This window comes from Mesorhizobium waimense (genome assembly GCF_003601975.1).
GTDB classification, from domain to species: domain Bacteria; phylum Pseudomonadota; class Alphaproteobacteria; order Rhizobiales; family Rhizobiaceae; genus Mesorhizobium; species Mesorhizobium waimense.
On the sequence record NZ_QZWZ01000035.1, the window covers coordinates 25,893 to 43,587 of the forward strand.

General features: G+C 63.2%; 14 protein-coding genes. 11 read left to right on the top strand and 3 right to left on the bottom strand.

Annotated elements, in window-relative coordinates; genetic code table 11:
• Positions 1-18: 18 nt before the first annotated feature.
• From coxB to D3227_RS30165, 3 genes are all read right to left on the bottom strand, one after another.
• On the bottom strand, positions 19-903 hold the full coding sequence (gene coxB / locus D3227_RS30155; RefSeq protein ID WP_120017860.1) for a cytochrome c oxidase subunit II: 885 nt from the start codon (positions 901-903) through the stop codon (positions 19-21).
• 236 nt (positions 904-1,139) lie between these two features.
• The gene (locus D3227_RS30160) at positions 1,140-1,361 is read right to left on the bottom strand and encodes a helix-turn-helix transcriptional regulator (RefSeq protein ID WP_120017861.1); all 222 of its coding nucleotides are present in this window, start codon (positions 1,359-1,361) and stop codon (positions 1,140-1,142) included.
• A gap of 631 nt (positions 1,362-1,992) precedes the next feature.
• On the bottom strand, positions 1,993-2,667 hold the full coding sequence (locus tag D3227_RS30165) for a GntR family transcriptional regulator (RefSeq protein WP_120017862.1): 675 nt from the start codon (positions 2,665-2,667) through the stop codon (positions 1,993-1,995).
• 282 nt (positions 2,668-2,949) lie between these two features.
• On the opposite strand from D3227_RS30165, the gene D3227_RS30170 reads away from it, so the two are divergent.
• The 11 genes from D3227_RS30170 to D3227_RS30220 all read left to right on the top strand — a co-directional run bounded on the left by D3227_RS30170 (position 2,950) and on the right by D3227_RS30220 (position 17,064).
• Positions 2,950-4,077, top strand: a complete 1,128-nt coding sequence (locus D3227_RS30170) for a BMP family ABC transporter substrate-binding protein (RefSeq protein ID WP_120017863.1) — start codon at positions 2,950-2,952, stop codon at positions 4,075-4,077.
• A 63-nt stretch (positions 4,078-4,140) separates the two neighbouring features.
• The gene (locus D3227_RS30175) at positions 4,141-5,229 is read left to right on the top strand and encodes an ABC transporter permease (RefSeq protein WP_425374567.1); all 1,089 of its coding nucleotides are present in this window, start codon (positions 4,141-4,143) and stop codon (positions 5,227-5,229) included.
• Positions 5,229-6,155, top strand: a complete 927-nt coding sequence (locus tag D3227_RS30180; RefSeq protein ID WP_120017864.1) for an ABC transporter permease — start codon at positions 5,229-5,231, stop codon at positions 6,153-6,155. Before D3227_RS30175 ends, D3227_RS30180 begins: the two co-directional genes overlap by 1 nt.
• A 16-nt stretch (positions 6,156-6,171) precedes the next feature.
• Positions 6,172-6,867 (top strand): biuret amidohydrolase, encoded by a 696-nt coding sequence (gene biuH, locus D3227_RS30185; RefSeq protein ID WP_120017865.1) that lies wholly within the window; start codon positions 6,172-6,174, stop codon positions 6,865-6,867.
• 10 nt (positions 6,868-6,877) lie between these two features.
• Entirely contained in the window at positions 6,878-8,410 is a 1,533-nt protein-coding gene (locus D3227_RS30190) for an ABC transporter ATP-binding protein (RefSeq protein WP_120017866.1), read from the top strand.
• Complete coding sequence (locus D3227_RS30195) at positions 8,410-9,078, top strand: cysteine hydrolase family protein (protein WP_120017867.1); 669 nt, start codon at positions 8,410-8,412, stop codon at positions 9,076-9,078. The genes D3227_RS30190 and D3227_RS30195 overlap by 1 nt, the downstream gene beginning before the upstream one ends.
• A complete protein-coding gene (locus D3227_RS30200; protein WP_120017868.1) occupies positions 9,071-9,421 on the top strand; it encodes a cupin domain-containing protein in 351 nt (116 codons plus the stop codon). The genes D3227_RS30195 and D3227_RS30200 overlap by 8 nt, the downstream gene beginning before the upstream one ends.
• Positions 9,418-11,268 (top strand): allophanate hydrolase, encoded by a 1,851-nt coding sequence (gene atzF / locus D3227_RS30205; protein WP_120017869.1) that lies wholly within the window; start codon positions 9,418-9,420, stop codon positions 11,266-11,268. The genes D3227_RS30200 and atzF overlap by 4 nt, the downstream gene beginning before the upstream one ends.
• Before the next feature lie 780 nt (positions 11,269-12,048).
• Complete coding sequence (locus D3227_RS30210; protein ID WP_120017870.1) at positions 12,049-12,480, top strand: cupin domain-containing protein; 432 nt, start codon at positions 12,049-12,051, stop codon at positions 12,478-12,480.
• Between the two features lie 50 nt (positions 12,481-12,530).
• The gene (locus tag D3227_RS30215; protein WP_120017871.1) at positions 12,531-15,713 is read left to right on the top strand and encodes an efflux RND transporter permease subunit; all 3,183 of its coding nucleotides are present in this window, start codon (positions 12,531-12,533) and stop codon (positions 15,711-15,713) included.
• Between the two features lie 130 nt (positions 15,714-15,843).
• Complete coding sequence (locus tag D3227_RS30220) at positions 15,844-17,064, top strand: efflux RND transporter periplasmic adaptor subunit (RefSeq protein WP_425374568.1); 1,221 nt, start codon at positions 15,844-15,846, stop codon at positions 17,062-17,064.
• Positions 17,065-17,695: the final 631 nt, after the last annotated feature.

Here is a 17,695-nt window from a genome sequence, read left to right on the forward strand (position 1 = left end):
GAACACCTCCGTGTCCTTTCAGCGGGCCTCGACCGTTTCGAGCTTTGCCGAAATCCTCGAACCTGGCGCCACGGTTCCTGCCGGCGCTGGGTCTGCCGATCCTGTCTGCTGGGGCGCCGACAATTGCGCGAAAGTCTGCTGCTCGCCGAGCCAGGCGACGTAATCTTCCTGCGTATCGACCATGACCACGCCATTCATCAAAGGATGCCCTTGGCCGCAAAGCTCGGCGCACAGGACCTGGAAGGTTCCAGTCCTGGTCGGGGTGAACCAGAAATAGGTGACCGAGCCCGGGATCATGTCCATCTTGGCGCGGAATTCCGGTACGTAGAAATCATGCAGCACATCGATCGAGCGCAACAGCATCTTGACCGGCTTGCCGACCGGCAGGTGCAGATCGGCCGCCTCGACCACGACATCATCCTGGCCGTTGGGATCGCTGGCGATGACGCCGAGCGGATTTTCAGCGCTGACGTTGCTGGTGTCGGAGGTGCCGAGCTTGCCGTCCTTGCCGGGCAAGCGGAAGCTCCACTGCCATTGCTGGCCGACGACTTCGACCTCGGTCGCGTCGCTTGGAACGTTGACGAAACGACTCCAGACGAACAGGCCGGGGACCAGCAGGGCTGTCACCCCGACCGCGGTGACGATCGTCAGCCACGATTCGAGTCGCTTGTTCTCGGGCTCGTAAGCCGCGCGGTTGCCTTCCCGATGACGGAAGCGGAACACGCAATAGGCCATGAATAGAACGACGGCGGCGAAGACGACGCCGGTGATCCAGAAAGTTATGATGATGGTGTGGTCGATATAGTCCCAGTTCGAGGCAATCGGCGTCCACCACCATGGGCTCAGCAAGTGGAACAAGACTGAGCCCACAACGACTAAAACGAGTACAAGCGCTACGGCCATGTCCCGTTCCTCCCGGCATTCCAGGGGCGCGAAGCCGTCCGGGGAAATGCCAAGGGCATCATAGCTTGATTTGCGATCGAAATTCTAGAGCCGGTTGTGGATGAGGCAAAAATGTCGACTTTGCCGCTGCGAATCTCTCGGGATCAGATCAGCAGCAGGCCCTTCATCGAGGCGTTGCCGTTCTTGCCGATGACTGGGGCAGGTGGTGGATGCGCCAACGAGACCATCACCGTTGATCATCCTAGCTTTCGATGAGTCGCTTTGATTGCACGACAAGCGACGCGGTTCTGTTCGTCCCAGGCATCCAATTCTGCAATGGGGTAGAGAACAGCTTTGCCGATCTTAACGAAACTCGGCCCGACGCGCATTGAGCGCCAGTTTCTTAATGTGCCGGGAGAAATCTCCCCACGATAGCGTTCTGCGACCTCATCCGGGGTTAGAAATTTGACTAGATCCATGAGCGATAACCTCCTTCGATCGTTGGTAGCGGCCACGAGCCTCCAAGCGCTTTGCGCCGCAGGCGCACTGCTTCTCACGCTCGTTCATGGGGCATGAAGTGCATTGCTATGGGACGGATGGAAGTGCCTGCTCACGGGACACATAGGTCAAATCGACGTTTGTCGCACCGAGACCATGTCTAGGCCCCACATGACCAAAAGCGGCCCTGAATCTGATGCTGTCGAACTGCGACTGGAAACGAGGCGAAGCCTTCGATGCCTTCAGGCAGATTCTTGATTTACTGACAAAACAATTACTGCAGCGGTAATGAAAGGAAGTTCGCGGAACCAATCTATTCGCTTGGCATCCAGTTAGGCTGTGGTTCTTCGAAGCTTTTCGAACTTTCTGTCTCGCACCTCCAGCCGAATTGCTTGCGCTTGTCCAGGAAGTTGGCATGTCAGGACACATTGTGGGAAAAGCTTGATTGACGCACTCCCTCCGGGGTTCGTGTCGGAAGAGCGCTACCGCCTTTGCCCACATTCCGGAACCTTGCGATATTTCCTACGGTGCTGGTCATGACGGCACCGATTTTGCGGTGCCACAACCTGTGCGGTCGGGTTGGAACCACCCGAAACCTTTTTCGGAAAGACATCACTGGTGTTGTGGCGCGGCTCTTATTTGGTCGCCAACGGCAAACACAGCGCTGGCCTCGCTGACGATGGAGACGTGATCCTTGGCAGCCTTGCCAGCGGCATTGCCGTCGCCACGCATGATTGCGGTGACAATGGCGTCGTGCTCCTGCCAGGATTTGGCGAGCCGCCCCGGCAGCATGAATTGCGCGCGGCGGAACGGCGCCAGCCGGCTCCGCGTCATCACCGTCATTTCGTAGATATGGGCGTTGTGGGCGCCGCGATAGAGCCGGGTGTGGAACTCGGTGTTGAAATACTCGTAGTCCTCTTCAGCACCGAGTTGCACCAGCCGCGCCGAAGCCTGATGCTCGATCTCGAGCGAGCGGCGCTCGCCGCTGGTCATGCGCTCGGCCGAGAAGCGAGCGCATATCGCCTCCAGTTCGGCCATGCTCTCGAACATCGAGGCAAGATGCTCCTGCGTCACAACGGCGACGATGGCACCCCGGTTGGGCCGCCGCTCGACCAGCCCTATGGCGCTCAATTGGCCGAGCGCTTCCCTGACGGGCGTGCGTGAGACATCAAAGCGCGCTGCGAGCGAGGTCTCGTCGAGCTTTTCGCCCGGGCGCAGGAAGCCGGTGACGATGCGGTCGCTGATCGCCCTCACCATCTGATCAACGGTCGTGCCCGACCTGATCAAGCTGCGCTTCCCTGACAAATCTCCTCCGTCCCGGTTGTGGAGCCGACCGCATCAGCCCCGCCGATAATACCTCTCTATGCGTCTATTTTAATCTGCCTGTCAAACTGGCTATTTTCAAGGCAAAAAGTGCATGCAATTGCCTTTGGCGTGAGCAGGAACCTTTGAAGTGATCATTGATTTTGTTTATAAAATTCCATCTTTTGAACTGGCACGGTGATTGCATGCACTTTGTTGAGAAGGCATCAACCGACCCGGAAAGGGTCCTACAGGGGAGCATAAGAGATGACCGACAGATTCATGCTTAGCCGCCGCCAGTTGCTCAAGACCTCCGCCGCCGGAGCCGCGCTTGGGCTGGCCTCGGCATCCTTTCCGATTGGCAGGGCATTCGCAGCCACTGCCACCGTCGGCTTCATTTATGTCGGGCCGAAGGACGACTATGGCTACAACCAGGCGCATGCCGAGGGCGCCGCCGCGCTGAAGGGCGTCGAGGGCATCTCCATCGTCGAGGAAGAGAACGTCCCCGAGACGGTCGATGTCCAGAAGACGATGGAATCGATGATCAACCTCGACGGCGCCTCGCTGATCTTCCCGACCTCCTTCGGCTATTTCGACCCGCATATGCTGGCCATGTGCGCGAAATTCCCCGACGTCCAGTTCCGCCATTGCGGCGGCATGTGGAACAAGGACAAGCATCCGATGAATGCCGGCTCCTTTTTCGGCTATATCGGCATGGGCCAGTACCTGAACGGCGTCGTCGCCGGCCACACCTCAAAGTCGAAGAAGCTCGGCTTCGTCGCCGCCAAGCCGATCCCGCAGGTGCTGCTCAACATCAACTCCTTCCTGCTTGGCGCGCGCTCGGTCGACCCGACGATCACTTGCCAGGTGATCTTCACCGGCGAGTGGTCGCTGGCGGTCAAGGAGGCGGAAGCCACCAACGCACTGGTCGACCAGGGCAGCGACGTCATCACCTGCCATGTCGACAGCCCCAAGGTCGTGGTCGAGACGGCTGCCGGCCGCGGCGCCTTCGTCTGCGGCTACCACGCCAACCAGAGCCCGCTGGCGCCCGAGAAGTACCTGACCGGCGCCGAATGGAACTGGGCCAAGGTCTACAAGATGTTCGTCGACGACCTCATCGCCGGCAAGCCGCTACCCAATTTCACTCGCGGCGGACTGGCCGACGGCTTCGTCAAGATGAGCCCGCTCGGCCCCGCCGTCAGTGAGCCGGCGCGCAAGCAGTTCGACGCCACGCTGGCCGAAATGATGAAGGGCGGCTTCTCCGTCATCAAGGGCCCGCTGAAGAGCAATAAGGGCGTCGTCGTCGCGACCGAAGGCCAGGCCTTCGCCGAGACCGCCATCGAGCTCGAAAGCATGGACTATCTCGTCGAGGGCGTCGTCGGCTCGACCGCCTGAACACGACTCACCGAGGGGATGGCAACCATGGCCGATACGGTCAGCAGCGCGGATGCGCCGGCAATGCTCGGCGTCAAGGGTTATCCGGCGGCGCTCGAATGGACTGCCCGGCGGGCGGAAGCCTTCGTCATTCCGCTCGCGGCGCTGGTCGTCGGCATGGTGCTGTTTAGCCTGTTCATCCTGGCTGTCGGCAAGTCGCCGATCCAGCTCTATGAAACAATGTGGCGCGGCGGCTTCGGCTCGTGGTTCTCGGTCCAGAACTCGCTGTCGCGCGCCGCTCCCCTGCTACTGGCGGCGCTCTGCGTGGCGCTGCCGGCCCGGCTCGGCCTCGTCGTCATCGGCGGCGAGGGTGCGATCGTACTCGGCGGCGTCGCCGCCGCGGCAGCCGGCACGGCGCTCAGCGGCGCCCCCTCCTTCATTGTCATTCTCGTCATGGGCGTGGCGGGCATGGCCGCCGGCGGCATCTGGATCGGTGCCGTCGGCGCGCTCCGCCACTACCGCGCCGTCAACGAGACCATCTCCAGCCTGCTGATGGCCTATATCGCGATTGCCCTGATGAACCAGATGGTCGAAGGGCCGCTGCGCGACCCGGCCTCGCTCAACAAGCCCTCGACCCAGCCGCTGGCCGACATCTACCGCATCGACAACATGCCGGGCATGGAGGTGCATTGGGGGCTTGCCGTCGGCGTCGTCGCCTGCGTGCTGTCCTGGGTTCTGATCGAAAAGACCCGTTGGGGCTTTGCCGCCCGCATCGCCGGCGGCAATGTTCGGGCGGCCCAGGTGCAAGGGCTTAACGTCGGTTCGCTGATCGTCGGTTTCACCGGGCTGGCCGGCGCCTTCGCAGGTCTCGCCGGCATGCTGGAGGTCGCGGCGGTGCAGGGCAGCGCCAACGCCTCGCTCGCCGCCGGCTATGGCTACACCGGCATCCTCGTCGCCTTCCTTGCTCGCCACAATCCGCTGGCCATCATCCCGGTCGCCTTCCTGCTCGGCGGCATCGATGCCTCCGGCGGGCTGATCCAGCGCCGTATGGACCTGCCCGACGCCACCGTGCTGGTGCTGCAGGGCATGCTGTTCGTCGTCATCCTGTTCAGCGAGACCTTCTACGGCCGCTTCAAAGCCTTCAATCCCGACCTCTGGAAAAGGGGCAGCTGATGGACGCCACCGGGATCGGCCTCTGGGGCGTACCGCTCGCCATCCTCGGCGGCGCTATCCGCGTTTCCACCCCCTTCATCTTCGTCTCGCTCGGCGAAGCCATCACCGAGCGTTCGGGCCGCATCAACCTTGGCCTCGAAGGCACGCTGGTGTTCGGCGCCATGTCCGCCTATGCGGTGGCGGTGGAGACAAGCTCGCCCTGGCTCGGCCTCATCGCCGCCGCCTTCGCCGGCCTCTGCTTCGGCCTGTTCCACGGCTGGATCTGCAAATTCCCGAAGGTCAACGACATCGCCATCGGCATCGCTCTGATGCTGTTCGGTTCGGGCCTCGCCTTCTTCTTCGGCAAGCCCTTTATTCAGCCCTCGGCGCCCGACCTGCCGGCCATTCCGTTCGGTGCCTGGTCGGACATTCCGCAGGTGCAGGCAGCACTCGACGTCAATGTGCTGTTCCTGATCGGCGCCGCACTGGCGGTGTTCCTGTGGTGGGCCTTCCGCAACACCCGCGCCGGCCTCATCCTGCGCGTCGTCGGCGACAGTTCCGACGCCGCGCGCGCCATGGGTCTCAATCCGACCACGGTGCGGCTCGCCGCCACCGGCATCGGCGGCGCGCTGGCCGGCATCGGCGGCGCCTATCTGTCGCTGTACTATCCGGGCAGTTGGACCGAAGGCATCTCGTCGGGGCAGGGGCTGATGGCGGTGGCGCTGGTCATCTTCGCGCGCTGGAACCCGCTCGGCTGCTTTGCCGCAGCACTCCTGTTCGGCGGCGCCGGCGCGCTCGGCCCCGCGCTGCAGTCGGTCGGCGTCACGCAAGGCTACTACCTGTTCTACGCCGCGCCTTACATCCTCACCCTCGTCATCATGATCGCCACCTCGTCGCCGAGCCGTTCGCTCGCCGGCGCGCCGGGCGAACTGTCGATCACCAAATGAGACCGGAGGTTTTGCCATGAACGCCAGAACCGGGCAGCGCTACATCGAGGCCGATCCCTATCCATGGCCCTATAATGGCGATCTCAGGCCCGACAACACGGCGTTGATCATCATCGACATGCAGACCGATTTCTGCGGACCGGGCGGCTATGTCGACCACATGGGTTACGACCTGTCGCTGGTCCGCGCCCCGATCGAGCCGATCAAGTCGGTGCTGTCGGCGATGCGCGAGAAGGGCTACACCATCATCCACACCCGCGAGGGCCACCGGCCCGACCTTGCCGACCTGCCGGCCAACAAGCGCTGGCGCTCGCGCCGCATCAATGCCGGCATCGGCGATCCCGGCCCGTGCGGGCGCATCCTGGTGCGCGGCGAGCCGGGCTGGGACATCATCCCCGATCTCTATCCGGCCGAGGGTGAGCCGATCATCGACAAGCCGGGCAAGGGCTCGTTCTGCGCCACCGACCTGGAGCTGATCCTCAACCAGCGCGGCATCGACAACATTGTACTCACCGGCATCACCACCGACGTCTGCGTCCACACCACCATGCGCGAGGCGAATGACCGCGGCTTCGAATGCGTCATGCTGGAGGATTGCTGCGGCGCCACCGACTACGGCAACCATCTCGCCGCCATCAAGATGATCAAGATGCAGGGCGGCGTCTTCGGCGCGGTGTCGAACGCAGCCTCGCTCGTCACCCAGCTGCCGTGAGGACATCGCGATGAGCGCAACCACCCACAACAAGGCGGTCGGCGTCGAGACCATCGGCATGACCATGCGCTTCGGCGCCTTCACGGCGCTCGACGATGTCTCGGTCAAGGTGCCGGCCGGCTCCTTCCACGCGCTGCTCGGCGAGAACGGTGCCGGCAAGTCGACGCTGGTCAAATGCATGATGGGTTTTTATCACCCGACCTCTGGCGACATCCTCGTCGACGGCCGCGAGGTGGCGGTCGCCAGCCCCAGGGATGCCTCGGCGCTCGGCCTCGGCATGGTCTACCAGCATTTTACGCTGGTGCCGTCGCTGACCGGTGCCGAGAACCTGGTCATTTCGCGCGAAAAAGTGCCCGGCGTTATCGACTGGCGCAAGGAGCGCGCCGGCCTTGCTCAGTTCATGGAGCGAATGCCGTTCAAGCTGCCGCTCGACGTCAAAGTGGCCGAGCTTGCCGCCGGCGAGAAGCAGAAGCTGGAGATCGTCAAGCAGCTCTATCTCGGCCGCTCCTTCCTGGTGCTGGACGAGCCGACATCGGTGCTCACGCCCGGCGAGGCACAGGAAGTGCTGGGCCTGGTGCGCGCCATGACCAAAGCGGGCGACCTCACCGTGCTGATGATCTCGCACAAATTCCACGAGGTGACGGCGTTCGCCGACGACGTCAGCGTGCTGCGCAAGGGCAGGTTGACCGGCACCGGCCGCGTCGCCGACCTCGACCACAGGCAGATGGCGGCGATGATGATCGGCGACCAGCCGATCGCCGCGCTCGACAGCCGCGCCGAGCCGAAGCCGGACGCCAAGATCATGCTCAAGGTGAAAGCATTGAAGGCACCCGACCGCACCGGGCTGAAGTCGATCCGCATAGAGGATCTCGGCGTGCGCTCCGGTGAAATCGTCGGCATCGCCGGCATTTCCGGCAACGGCCAGAAGGAGTTCCTCGAAGTGCTGGCCGGGCAGCGCCCGCGCGATGCCGGCGAAGTCATGGTGCGCGGCATCGCCTATGCGGCGACGCGTGCCGAGGCGCGGGCGCTCAATGTCCGCCTCATCCCAGAGGAGCCGCTGAAGAACGCCTGCGCGCCGAAGATGACGGTGGCCGAGAACATCTCCTTCCGCACCTTCGACATCGACGGCAACGGCAAGCCGGTGAGCTGGATCAGCGCCAGTGCGATCAGGTCGTTCAGCGCCCGTCTGGTCGAGCAGTTCAAGGTCAAGACCGCCTCGCTGTCCTCGCCGATCGCCTCGCTGTCGGGCGGCAATGTGCAGCGCGCCGTGCTTGCCCGCGAACTCACCGGCGAGGTCGACCTTTTGATAGTCTCCAACCCCTGCTTCGGTCTCGACTTCTCGGCCGTGGCCGAGATCCGCGCCCGCATCATGAAGGCGCGCAATGCGGGCGCCGCCGTGCTTTTGATGTCGGAGGACCTCGACGAGCTGCTGGAGCTCTCCGACCGCATCCTCGTCATGTCCGACGGAGCGCTGGTCTACGAGACGCCGATTGCGCAGGCGAGCGTGCAGACGATCGGCGAGCATATGGCGGGACATCATTGATGGCTGAAATCGCAGCGCAGCCATTTCCATTCGCCTTCAAGCCGCGCACCATGGCGCTGGTCGTCATCGACATGCAGCGTGATTTTGCCGAGCCCGGCGGCTTCGGCGCCAGCCTCGGCAACGACGTCAGCCGGATCGTGGCGATCGTGCCGACCGTGAAGAAACTGATGGAAGGTTTTCGCGCCGCCGGCCTGCCGGTGATCCACACCATGGAATGCCACAGGCCCGACCTTTCGGACCTGCCGCCGGCCAAGCGCAACCGCGGCAATCCGTCGATCCGCATCGGCGATGCCGGCCCGATGGGCCGCGTGCTGATTGCCGGTGAGCCGGGCACGGCGATCCTCGACGAGCTTGCGCCGCTGCCCGGCGAGATCGTGATCGAAAAGCCCGGCAAGGGCGCGTTCTATGCGACCAGCTTCGGTGACGACCTAAAAAAACTCGGTGCCGAGCAGCTGGTCTTTGCCGGCGTGACCACCGAAGTCTGCGTGCAGACGACGATGCGCGAGGCCAACGACCGCGGCTATGAGTGCCTGCTCGCCGAGGACGCGACGGAAAGCTACTTTCCCGAATTCAAGGCGGCGGCGATCGCCATGATCAAAGCGCAAGGCGCCATCGTCGGCTGGACGGCGACGACCGACCAGGTGCTCGAGGGAATTGCCAATGCCTAATCTTGCCTTTGCCGGCCTGCTCGACGGCGGCTGGCACGATCTGGCGTTCGAACATTTCCGCGACGGCATCACGGTGCACTGGCTGCTGAAGGGCGGGCCGGTCGAACCCTCGGTCGCGATCCTGAAATACTTGCCCGGCGCCAACGTGCCGCGCCACCGCCATGTCGGGCTGGAAACCATCGTCGTGCTGGAAGGCACCCAGAGCGACGAGAACGGCGACTATCCTGCCGGCAGCGTGATCCTCAATCCGGTCGGTACCGAGCATTCGGTGTGGACAAAGAACGGCTGCGTCGTGCTGATCCAGTGGGATCTGCCGGTGATCATTCTGGGGGAGGCCAAATGAGCGACATTCACTTCGACGTCGGGCGCCTGCACGAAGCCTATCGGGGAGGCCTCGCCGTTGGCGACGTGATCGCGACGATCTACACCCGCATCGAAGCGGCCGACGACCCGGGCATCTTCATCCACCTTGCGCCCAAAGAAGATTTGCTTGCCGCAGCCGAAACACTCGGCCCGTTCGATCCCGTGGCTAAGCCGCTCTGGGGCATTCCTTTCGCCGTCAAGGATAACATCGACGTCGCCGGCATGCCGACGACGGCGGCCTGCGCCGAATACACCTACTGGCCCGAGAAAGACGCCACCGTGGTGGCGCGGCTGAAGGCGGCCGGTGCGCTGGTCGTCGGCAAGACCAATCTCGACCAGTTCGCCACCGGCCTCGTCGGCGTGCGTACGCCCTGGCCGATCCCGCGCAACGCCATCGACGAGGCGCTGGTGCCAGGCGGCTCCTCCTCGGGGTCGGCGGTGGCGACGGCGCGCTGTATTGTCTCCTTCGCACTCGGCACCGACACGGCCGGCTCCGGCCGCATTCCGGCCGGCCTCAACAACATCGTCGGGCTGAAGCCGACGGTCGGCGCGCTGTCGGCCACCGGCGTCGTGCCGGCCTGCCGCACGCTCGATTGCGTCTCGGTGTTCGCGCTGACCGTCGATGACGCCTATAGGGTGTTCACGGTCGCCGCTGCGCGCGACGCTGCCGATGCCTATTCGCGCGACGTCGCCGTCCAGCCGCTCGCCATGCGCCCGCCGGTGCTGAGCGTCGGTATCCCGGCAAAGGCCGACCTGAAATTCTTCGGCGATACGGCGATGCAGGCCGGCTTCGACGCTTCGCTTGCCATGCTATCGCGGCTCGGTTGCCGGTTGGTCGAAATCCCCTTCGGCGATTTCTACGCCACCGCCAACCTGCTCTACGAGGGCGCCTGGGTGGCTGAGCGCTATGCGGCGATCCGCGATTTCATGGAGATCAACGAAGCGGCCTTGCATCCGGTGACGCGCAAGATCATCGGCGGCGCCAGGAACCTGTCGGCGGCAGACGCCTTCCGCGGCCTCTACGCCTTGCAGGCCTACAAGGCGAAGCTCGCCCCGGTCATCGCCTCGGTCGACCTGTTCTGCGTGCCGACCGCCCCGACGCATTATGCGCTGGACGCCGTTCTGGCCGATCCGATCACCACCAACAGCCGGCTCGGCACCTACACCAACTTCGTCAACCTGCTCGACATGTGCGGCATCGCCGTACCGACCGGCAGGCGCGGCGACGGCCTGCCGATGAGCGTCACCTTGCTGGCGCCGGCAGGCCGCGATGCGCTCTCGGCGATGCTCGCCCGCGACCTGCATGCGGCGAGCGGCCTTCCGCTCGGCGCCACGGGCTGGCCGCAGCCCGGCCTGCAGCCGGCCGCCCAGCCTGCCCGCGATGGGATGATCGACCTGGTGGTGGTCGGCGCGCATCTGTCGGGCATGCCGCTCAACGGCCAGCTCAACCAGCTCGGCGCGCATTTCCTGCGCGCGACCAGGACCGCCGCCGCCTACAAGCTCTATGCGCTGGCCGGCCAGCCCGTGCCCAAGCCCGGCCTGATCCGCGTTGCCGATGGCGGCATGCGGATCGACGTCGAGGTCTGGCGGCTGGAACCGGACGCGTTCGGGCGTTTCGTCGCCGCCATCCCGCCGCCGCTCGGCATCGGCACGATTGAGCTCGACGACGGCACCCCTGCCAAGGGTTTTCTGGTCGAAACCGCGGGCCTGGACGGTGCCTCCGACATCTCCTCATTCGGCGGCTGGCGCCGCTTTGTCGCACGCGGCAAAGACATGGCCGATCAAAGTGAAAAGCAACAGAACTGGCCCGCTGGCGTCTCGAGCTGATCGTCGTGCAGGCTTGCCTTGCCGGACTTGCCTGTCGGCACGCCGGTGGAGGTTGTCCTCTCGACCAGCAGTCCCACAACGCTTCCCTATCTCATGAAACCCCCGGTGATCAGATTGCGCGGGCGTTCAGGAAGAAACATGCGCTGCTCTTCAGCGCCTCTGAAATTACTTGCGCGCGGGGAAACTAGGGGTGCCGCATTGAAATTATTGTTCAATTTCAAACGGAAGCGCTATCCTTGCGCATAAATTATTCATCTATTTCAATGGTTTAAGGAGTTTGGTAGCGGGAGAGCGCTACCGCCTTTCCCCACACTCATCAAACTACCAGTTCCGGCTTCGCTACTGTGGCTGAGCGAGGAGAGCCCTCCTGCTGCTGATCCTGATCATCGGCCCGCTCACGGCCCTGCGCACGCGAGTGGCGTTCCGCTTCAGCATATTGGCTTAGAAGACCGACCACCCCAGTTGAGGGTGAAGCCGCACATTATTCACCGTGGTGATGAGAGTTCCAGCGTTTCCAAATTAGACGCGTCCAACCTTGTGGGTGATGGTTCGCTCAGAACGCCTCTGCTCTTAACGCCACCATGTGGAACCGGTGCGCGGGCTGCGTGCCTGCCGATCGATGAGCAGACATCGATGGCTGTCGGGACGCGCGATCGGACCCACGCTGGAGCGGATGTCGATATTCGGGCTGGCAGGCAGAAGGCACTGCTTGCCCAGGCGAAGTTGAATAGAGAGTTGGTCGGCTCCCGTAAGAGTTGCCTTTCGACCAAGGAGTGATCGATGAAGTCGGCTTTCCGGTACCTGATGTTCGCCGCGGTCTTGCTGTCGCTAGCGGGAATGGATGCAGTCCAGGCAGCGGACGCCCCAATGCCACTCTTTGTTGCGACGCCCCAGCAACTCTCCATCACCCGGAGCGCATCCGAGACGACCGGCATGTCCCAGGTCAGCGGCCAGAGCGCCTCGGTGCTCCATGTGGATCCGACGAAGCCTGGATTGCATACCGTGTTGCTGCGGCTCGAGCCGCACAAACGCATCATGCCGCTGTCGCACCCCGATTCCCGCTTCGCGACGATCCTGTCGGGAACCTTCTACGTTGCGTTTGGCGACACATACGACGAAACCAAGCTCAAGGCCCTTCCGCCGGGTGGCATCTACACTGAACCGGCCAAGGCAAACGACCGGTTGCCAAATGGCGCGAGTAAGAAAACCTGAAGGGTTGAGGCGACCTATGCGCGTCATTGGTTCGCCTCAGGCATTGTTTCATGATTGCACTCGTCCGCATTGCCCTCAGCCGGCCCTACACCTTCATCGTGTTGGCGCTGCTGATCCTGATCATCGGCCCGCTCGTGGCCCTGCGCACCCCCACGGACATCTTCCCCGATATCCGTATCCCCGTGATCAGCGTGATCTGGCAATATACAGGCCTACCGCCCGATCAGATGTCGGGCCGCATGACAACGCCGTTCCAGCGTTCGCTGACCACCACCGTCAACGACATCCAGCATATCGAATCCACCTCCTATAACGGCTTCGGCATCATCAAGGTGTTCTTCCAGCCGAATGTCGACATCCGCACAGCCAATGCGCAGGTCACCGCGGTGGCGCAGACCGTGCTCAAGCAGATGCCGGCCGGTGCAACACCGCCCCTGATCCTCAACTACAACGCCTCCACCGTACCGATCCTGCAGATTGCCCTCTCGGGGCAGGGCTTGACCGAGCAGGCCCTGGCTGACCTTGGCCTCCAGACCATCCACACGCCGCTTACGACGGTGCCGGGCGCCGCCATTCCCTATCCGTTCGGCGGCAAGACCCGCCAGGTGCAGATCGACCTTAACCCCTACGCACTGCAGGCACGGGGTCTGTCGGGGCAGGACGTCGCCAATGCGCTGGCCGCCCAGAACCTGATCACACCGGTCGGCACCGAAAAGATCGGTCGCTACGAATATTCGGTGCAGCTCAACGATGCTCCATCTTCGCTGACCGACCTCGCCGATTTGCCGATCAAGTCGGCGAACGGGGCGCTTGTCTATGTGAAGGACGTGGCGACGGTGCGCGACGGCAATCCACCGCAAACCAACATCGTGCATGTCAACGGCACCCGCTCGGTCCTGCTTCAGGTTCTCAAGAATGGATCGGTCTCGACGCTCGCGATCATCCAGGGCATTAAGGATCAACTCGGCTTGCTGCGAGCGAGCTTGCCCGACAATCTTCAGGTGTCGCTGCTCGGCGACCAGTCGCTCTTTGTCCGCGGCGCCATCACCGGCGTGGCGCGCGAAGGCGTAATTGCGGCCGCACTTACCAGCATCATGATCCTGCTGTTCCTCGGCAGCTGGCGCTCCACCATCATTATTGCCGCGTCGATCCCGCTGGCGATCCTCGGTTCGGTGATCGCGTTGTCGATGACCGGCGAGACGCTGAACATCATGACGCTTGGCGGCTTGGCGCTCGCCGTCGGTATCCTCGTCGACGATGCGACGGTGACCATCGAGAATATCAACTGGCATCTCGAACACGGCAAGGACGTACGGACGGCGATCCTCGACGGTGCCCAGCAGATCGTGACGCCGGCCTTCGTCTCGATGCTGTGCATCTGCATTGTCTTCGTGCCGATGTTCTTCCTCGACGGCATTGCTCGTTTCCTCTTCGTGCCGATGGCCGAGGCAGTGATGTTCGCGATGATCTCTTCCTTCATCCTCTCGCGCACCTTCGTCCCGACGCTGTGCAACTACCTGCTCAAGCCGCATGTCGATCACGGGGTGCATGGCAAGCCGCGCAGCTACAACCCGCTGGTGCTGTTCCAGCGTGGCTTCGAGGCGACGTTCGAACGCATCCGTGTCGGTTATCACGGCCTGCTGGAGCTGGTGCTCGGCTATCGCTTTGTGTTCGTTGCCGGCTTCATGGCCTGCGTCATGGCGTCCTTCCTGCTAACGCCCTATCTGGGACGGAATTTCTTCCCCGCTGTCGACACCGGGCAGATCCTGATGCATGTGCGCCTTAGCATCGGCACCCGCGTCGAGGAGAGCGCTAACCAGTTCGCCGACATCCAAAAGGCAATCCGCCAGCTGATTCCGCCCGACCAGCTCGACACTTTGGTCGACAATATCGGCGTCCCGGTCTCGGGCATCAATCTGGCCTACAACAACACAGGCGTGATCGGTTCCCAGGATGGCGACATCCAGGTCAAGCTGTCGCAAGACCACCGACCGACCGATGAATACGTCCGCAAGATGCGCGAGGAGCTGCCGCGCCGGTTCCCGGGCGTGACCTTCGCCTTCCTGCCGGCCGACATTATCAGCCAGATCCTGAATTTCGGTGCACCAGCACCTGTCGATATCCAGGTGCGCGGCAATAATCTGTCGGCGAACTTCAAATATGCCAGTCTCGTGCTGGGTCGCCTGCGCCACATTCCCGGCGTTGCCGATGCCCGCATCCAGGAATCGCAGGCCAATCCGACACTGAACGTCGATGTTGACCGCACCCAGGCCGAATATATCGGCCTTACCGAGAAGGACGTCACCAACAGCCTCGTCGTCGACCTCGCCGGTTCGAGCCAGGTGTCGCCGACCTACTGGCTCGACCCCAAGAACGGCGTGTCCTATCCGATCGTGATGCAGACGCCGCAATATCAGGTGGATACGCTGGGCGCCCTGCAGACGACGCCGATCACCGCGGCCGGCATCGGGACGCTGCCCATCCTCGGCGGCGTCGCCAATGTGAGGCGCACGGTCAGCAATGCAGTCGTCTCGCAATACAACATCGTGCCGATGGTGCAGATCTACGCCACCACGCAGGGGCGCGACCTCGGAGCCGTCGCCACCGATATCAACAAGATCCTTGCTGACACCGCCACCGACTTGCCGAAGGGCAGCTCCGTTTCCCTGCTCGGTCAGGTGCAGACCATGAACAGCGCTTTCGCCGGCCTGCTGTTCGGCCTGCTCGGCGCCATCGTGCTGATCTATCTGCTCATCGTCGTGAACTTCCAGTCCTGGTCGGACCCCTTCGTCATCGTCTCGGCGCTACCGGCCGGCCTTGCCGGCATCGTCTGGATGCTGTTTGTCACGCAGACGCCGATGTCGGTGCCTGCCCTCACGGGCGCGATCATGTGCATGGGCGTGGCGACCGCCAACTCCGTGCTCGTGATCAGCTTTGCCCGCGAACGCCTGGCGGAACTGGGCGACCCCATCGCCGCCGCCCTCGAAGCCGGCTTCGTCCGCTTCCGGCCAGTCTGCATGACGGCACTCGCCATGATCATCGGCATGGCGCCGATGGCTCTCGGCTTGGGCGAGGGCGGCGAGCAGAACGCGCCGCTCGGGCGCGCCGTGGTCGGCGGCCTCATCTTCGCAACCATGGCAACGCTGCTCTTCGTGCCCGTTGTCTTCAGCCTCGTCCACAAGCGAGAAGCCAAGCCGGCTGCCGCGCCTTCGGAGACCTTGCATCATGCTTGAGCACACCACGCAGAATCTCGACACCACCGCCGAAATAGCTCCCATGCCGGAGCACGACGCCAACAACGGGCATGAAGCCTCCAGGATACCTGACACAGCCAAGTCACTCGACACGGCTAGGACAGCCGAGGTGACGTCCTCCGAGCGCAAGCCCGGCCGCTCACGGGTAGGGCTCGGCATTTTCGGCGTCGTCGCCATCGCCGGTGCCGCGGCCCTGGTCTACACCGGCATCAGCGCTCGCCAAAAGAGCGCGGTCGAGTTGCAGCAATGGACGGAGGCGCAGGCGATACCCAGCGTTACACTGGTGACGCTCAACGCCAAGCCTGGCGTCGTCAGCCTCAATCTGCCCGGACGGCTCCAGGCCAACGACAGCGCACCGATCTATGCCCGCGTTAGCGGTTATGTGAAGGATTGGAAGGTCGATATCGGCGCCAGCGTCAAGGCGGGGCAGACCCTGGCCGAGATCGAGGCCCCCGACCAGGACCAGCAATTGCTGCAGGCCAAGGCCGACCTCGCCAACGCTAGATCGGCCGAGGTCCTGGCCGACGTCACCCTCAAGCGTGAGCGTCCGCTGCTCGAATCCCAGACCGTCGCGCAGCAGGAGATCGACCAGCGCGTGGCGGACCTGGCCAGCAAGCAGGCCGCGGTGAATTCCGGCGAGGCCAATGTCGAGCGCCTTGAGGTGCTGTCCGCCTACAAGACGGTCGCCGCGCCGTTCGACGGCCTCATCACTGCGCGCAACACCGATATCGGTTCGCTTATATCGGCCGGTTCGAGCGCCGGGCGGGCGATGTTCGTGGTGTCGGATGTACATACGCTGCGCGTCTATATCAACGTGCCGCAGAACTACGCGCCGGACGTGAAGTTGGGTTCGCAGGCCACTGTCTCTGTGCCGGAATATCCGGGCCGCAGCTTCCCGGCCACCGTCGTCGCCTCGGCTCGGTCAGTCGACATCACGTCCGGTACGACGCAGATGCAGCTTTCCGTCGACAATGCCAAGGGAGAGCTGATGCCCGGCGCCTATGCCAATGTGAAGGTGGATCTTGCCGGGGTGGCGGGCACGTTCCGCATTCCCGTCAGCGCGCTCATCTTCGACGAGAGGGGCCTGCGCGTCGCCACCGTTGCGCAGGACAATCGCGTCGCCTTCAAGACGGTAACGATCGCCCGCGACCTGGGCAACGAGATCGAACTGGGCTCGGGCGTCGCTGCCGACGACCAGGTCATCGCCACTCCGCCTGACGGACTGGCAGAAGGCGACGAAATCCATATTGTCAAGCTGCAGCAGCCCAAGCAAGCCACGCCCAAGGTCCAGCCGCCAGCGGTTGGAAAAAACGACGGAGCAACTTCATGATTCTGATAGCTCGGCCTCTCACCGACCGTAGCTTTAGGTTCGGAAGACCCCGACGATGCTGTGAGGCATGAGCATCTCTCAACCGTGGTTGCGTGATTGACAATATGGAAGTGGACGTGAGCTCTCGCTTTTATCAGGCGATCCAATTTGCACTGCCTCTGTAGGTACAAGCGAAAGCAATATTGACATTGACAGCGGCTTCTTCCGCGACGCTCAATTGAGGCGCGGACAGGGTTGCAGGTAGGCCCACTTACTTTCATTTGCGGCGGCAACGCTTTACGAAGGCCGCCGCCAAATAGAAAGCATTTGCATCAGTGAGGCGTGACAGCGTAGCGCAGATGAACAACCCCATGGGCGAGCGCTTTGCAGCTAATATTTCAATAGTTTAAGGAGTTTTGGTAGCGGGAGAGCGCTACATCGAGCTGTAATTTGAGCCTGCGGATCACAATCCGCTGCTGCAGTCGCGTCAGGAGACTCCGCTTTGGGCAGATATTGCGCAGCAAGCCGCGGCGCGGCTGAGTGTTCGCTGGAGTCCGCAGGCCGGGACGGGCGAGCCACAGGCCGGAACAATATGATGGCCTGGCTGGAGGCAGCCTCAGAACTGCCGAGCCCGGAGTTTGGGATGGAACAC

Bases quoted from the DNA above. Each gene is read 5' to 3' on its own strand.
- coxB (WP_120017860.1), bottom strand. From the start codon at position 903: ATGGCCGTAGCGCTTGTACTCGTTTTAGTCGTTGTGGGCTCAGTCTTG.
- D3227_RS30160 (WP_120017861.1), bottom strand. From the start codon at position 1,361: ATGGATCTAGTCAAATTTCTAACCCCGGATGAGGTCGCAGAACGCTAT.
- D3227_RS30170 (WP_120017863.1), top strand. From the start codon at position 2,950: ATGACCGACAGATTCATGCTTAGCCGCCGCCAGTTGCTCAAGACCTCC.
- D3227_RS30175 (WP_425374567.1), top strand. From the start codon at position 4,141: ATGCTCGGCGTCAAGGGTTATCCGGCGGCGCTCGAATGGACTGCCCGG.
- D3227_RS30180 (WP_120017864.1), top strand. From the start codon at position 5,229: ATGGACGCCACCGGGATCGGCCTCTGGGGCGTACCGCTCGCCATCCTC.
- biuH (WP_120017865.1), top strand. From the start codon at position 6,172: ATGAACGCCAGAACCGGGCAGCGCTACATCGAGGCCGATCCCTATCCA.
- D3227_RS30190 (WP_120017866.1), top strand. From the start codon at position 6,878: ATGAGCGCAACCACCCACAACAAGGCGGTCGGCGTCGAGACCATCGGC.
- D3227_RS30195 (WP_120017867.1), top strand. From the start codon at position 8,410: ATGGCTGAAATCGCAGCGCAGCCATTTCCATTCGCCTTCAAGCCGCGC.
- D3227_RS30200 (WP_120017868.1), top strand. From the start codon at position 9,071: ATGCCTAATCTTGCCTTTGCCGGCCTGCTCGACGGCGGCTGGCACGAT.
- atzF (WP_120017869.1), top strand. From the start codon at position 9,418: ATGAGCGACATTCACTTCGACGTCGGGCGCCTGCACGAAGCCTATCGG.
- D3227_RS30210 (WP_120017870.1), top strand. From the start codon at position 12,049: ATGAAGTCGGCTTTCCGGTACCTGATGTTCGCCGCGGTCTTGCTGTCG.
- D3227_RS30215 (WP_120017871.1), top strand. From the start codon at position 12,531: ATGATTGCACTCGTCCGCATTGCCCTCAGCCGGCCCTACACCTTCATC.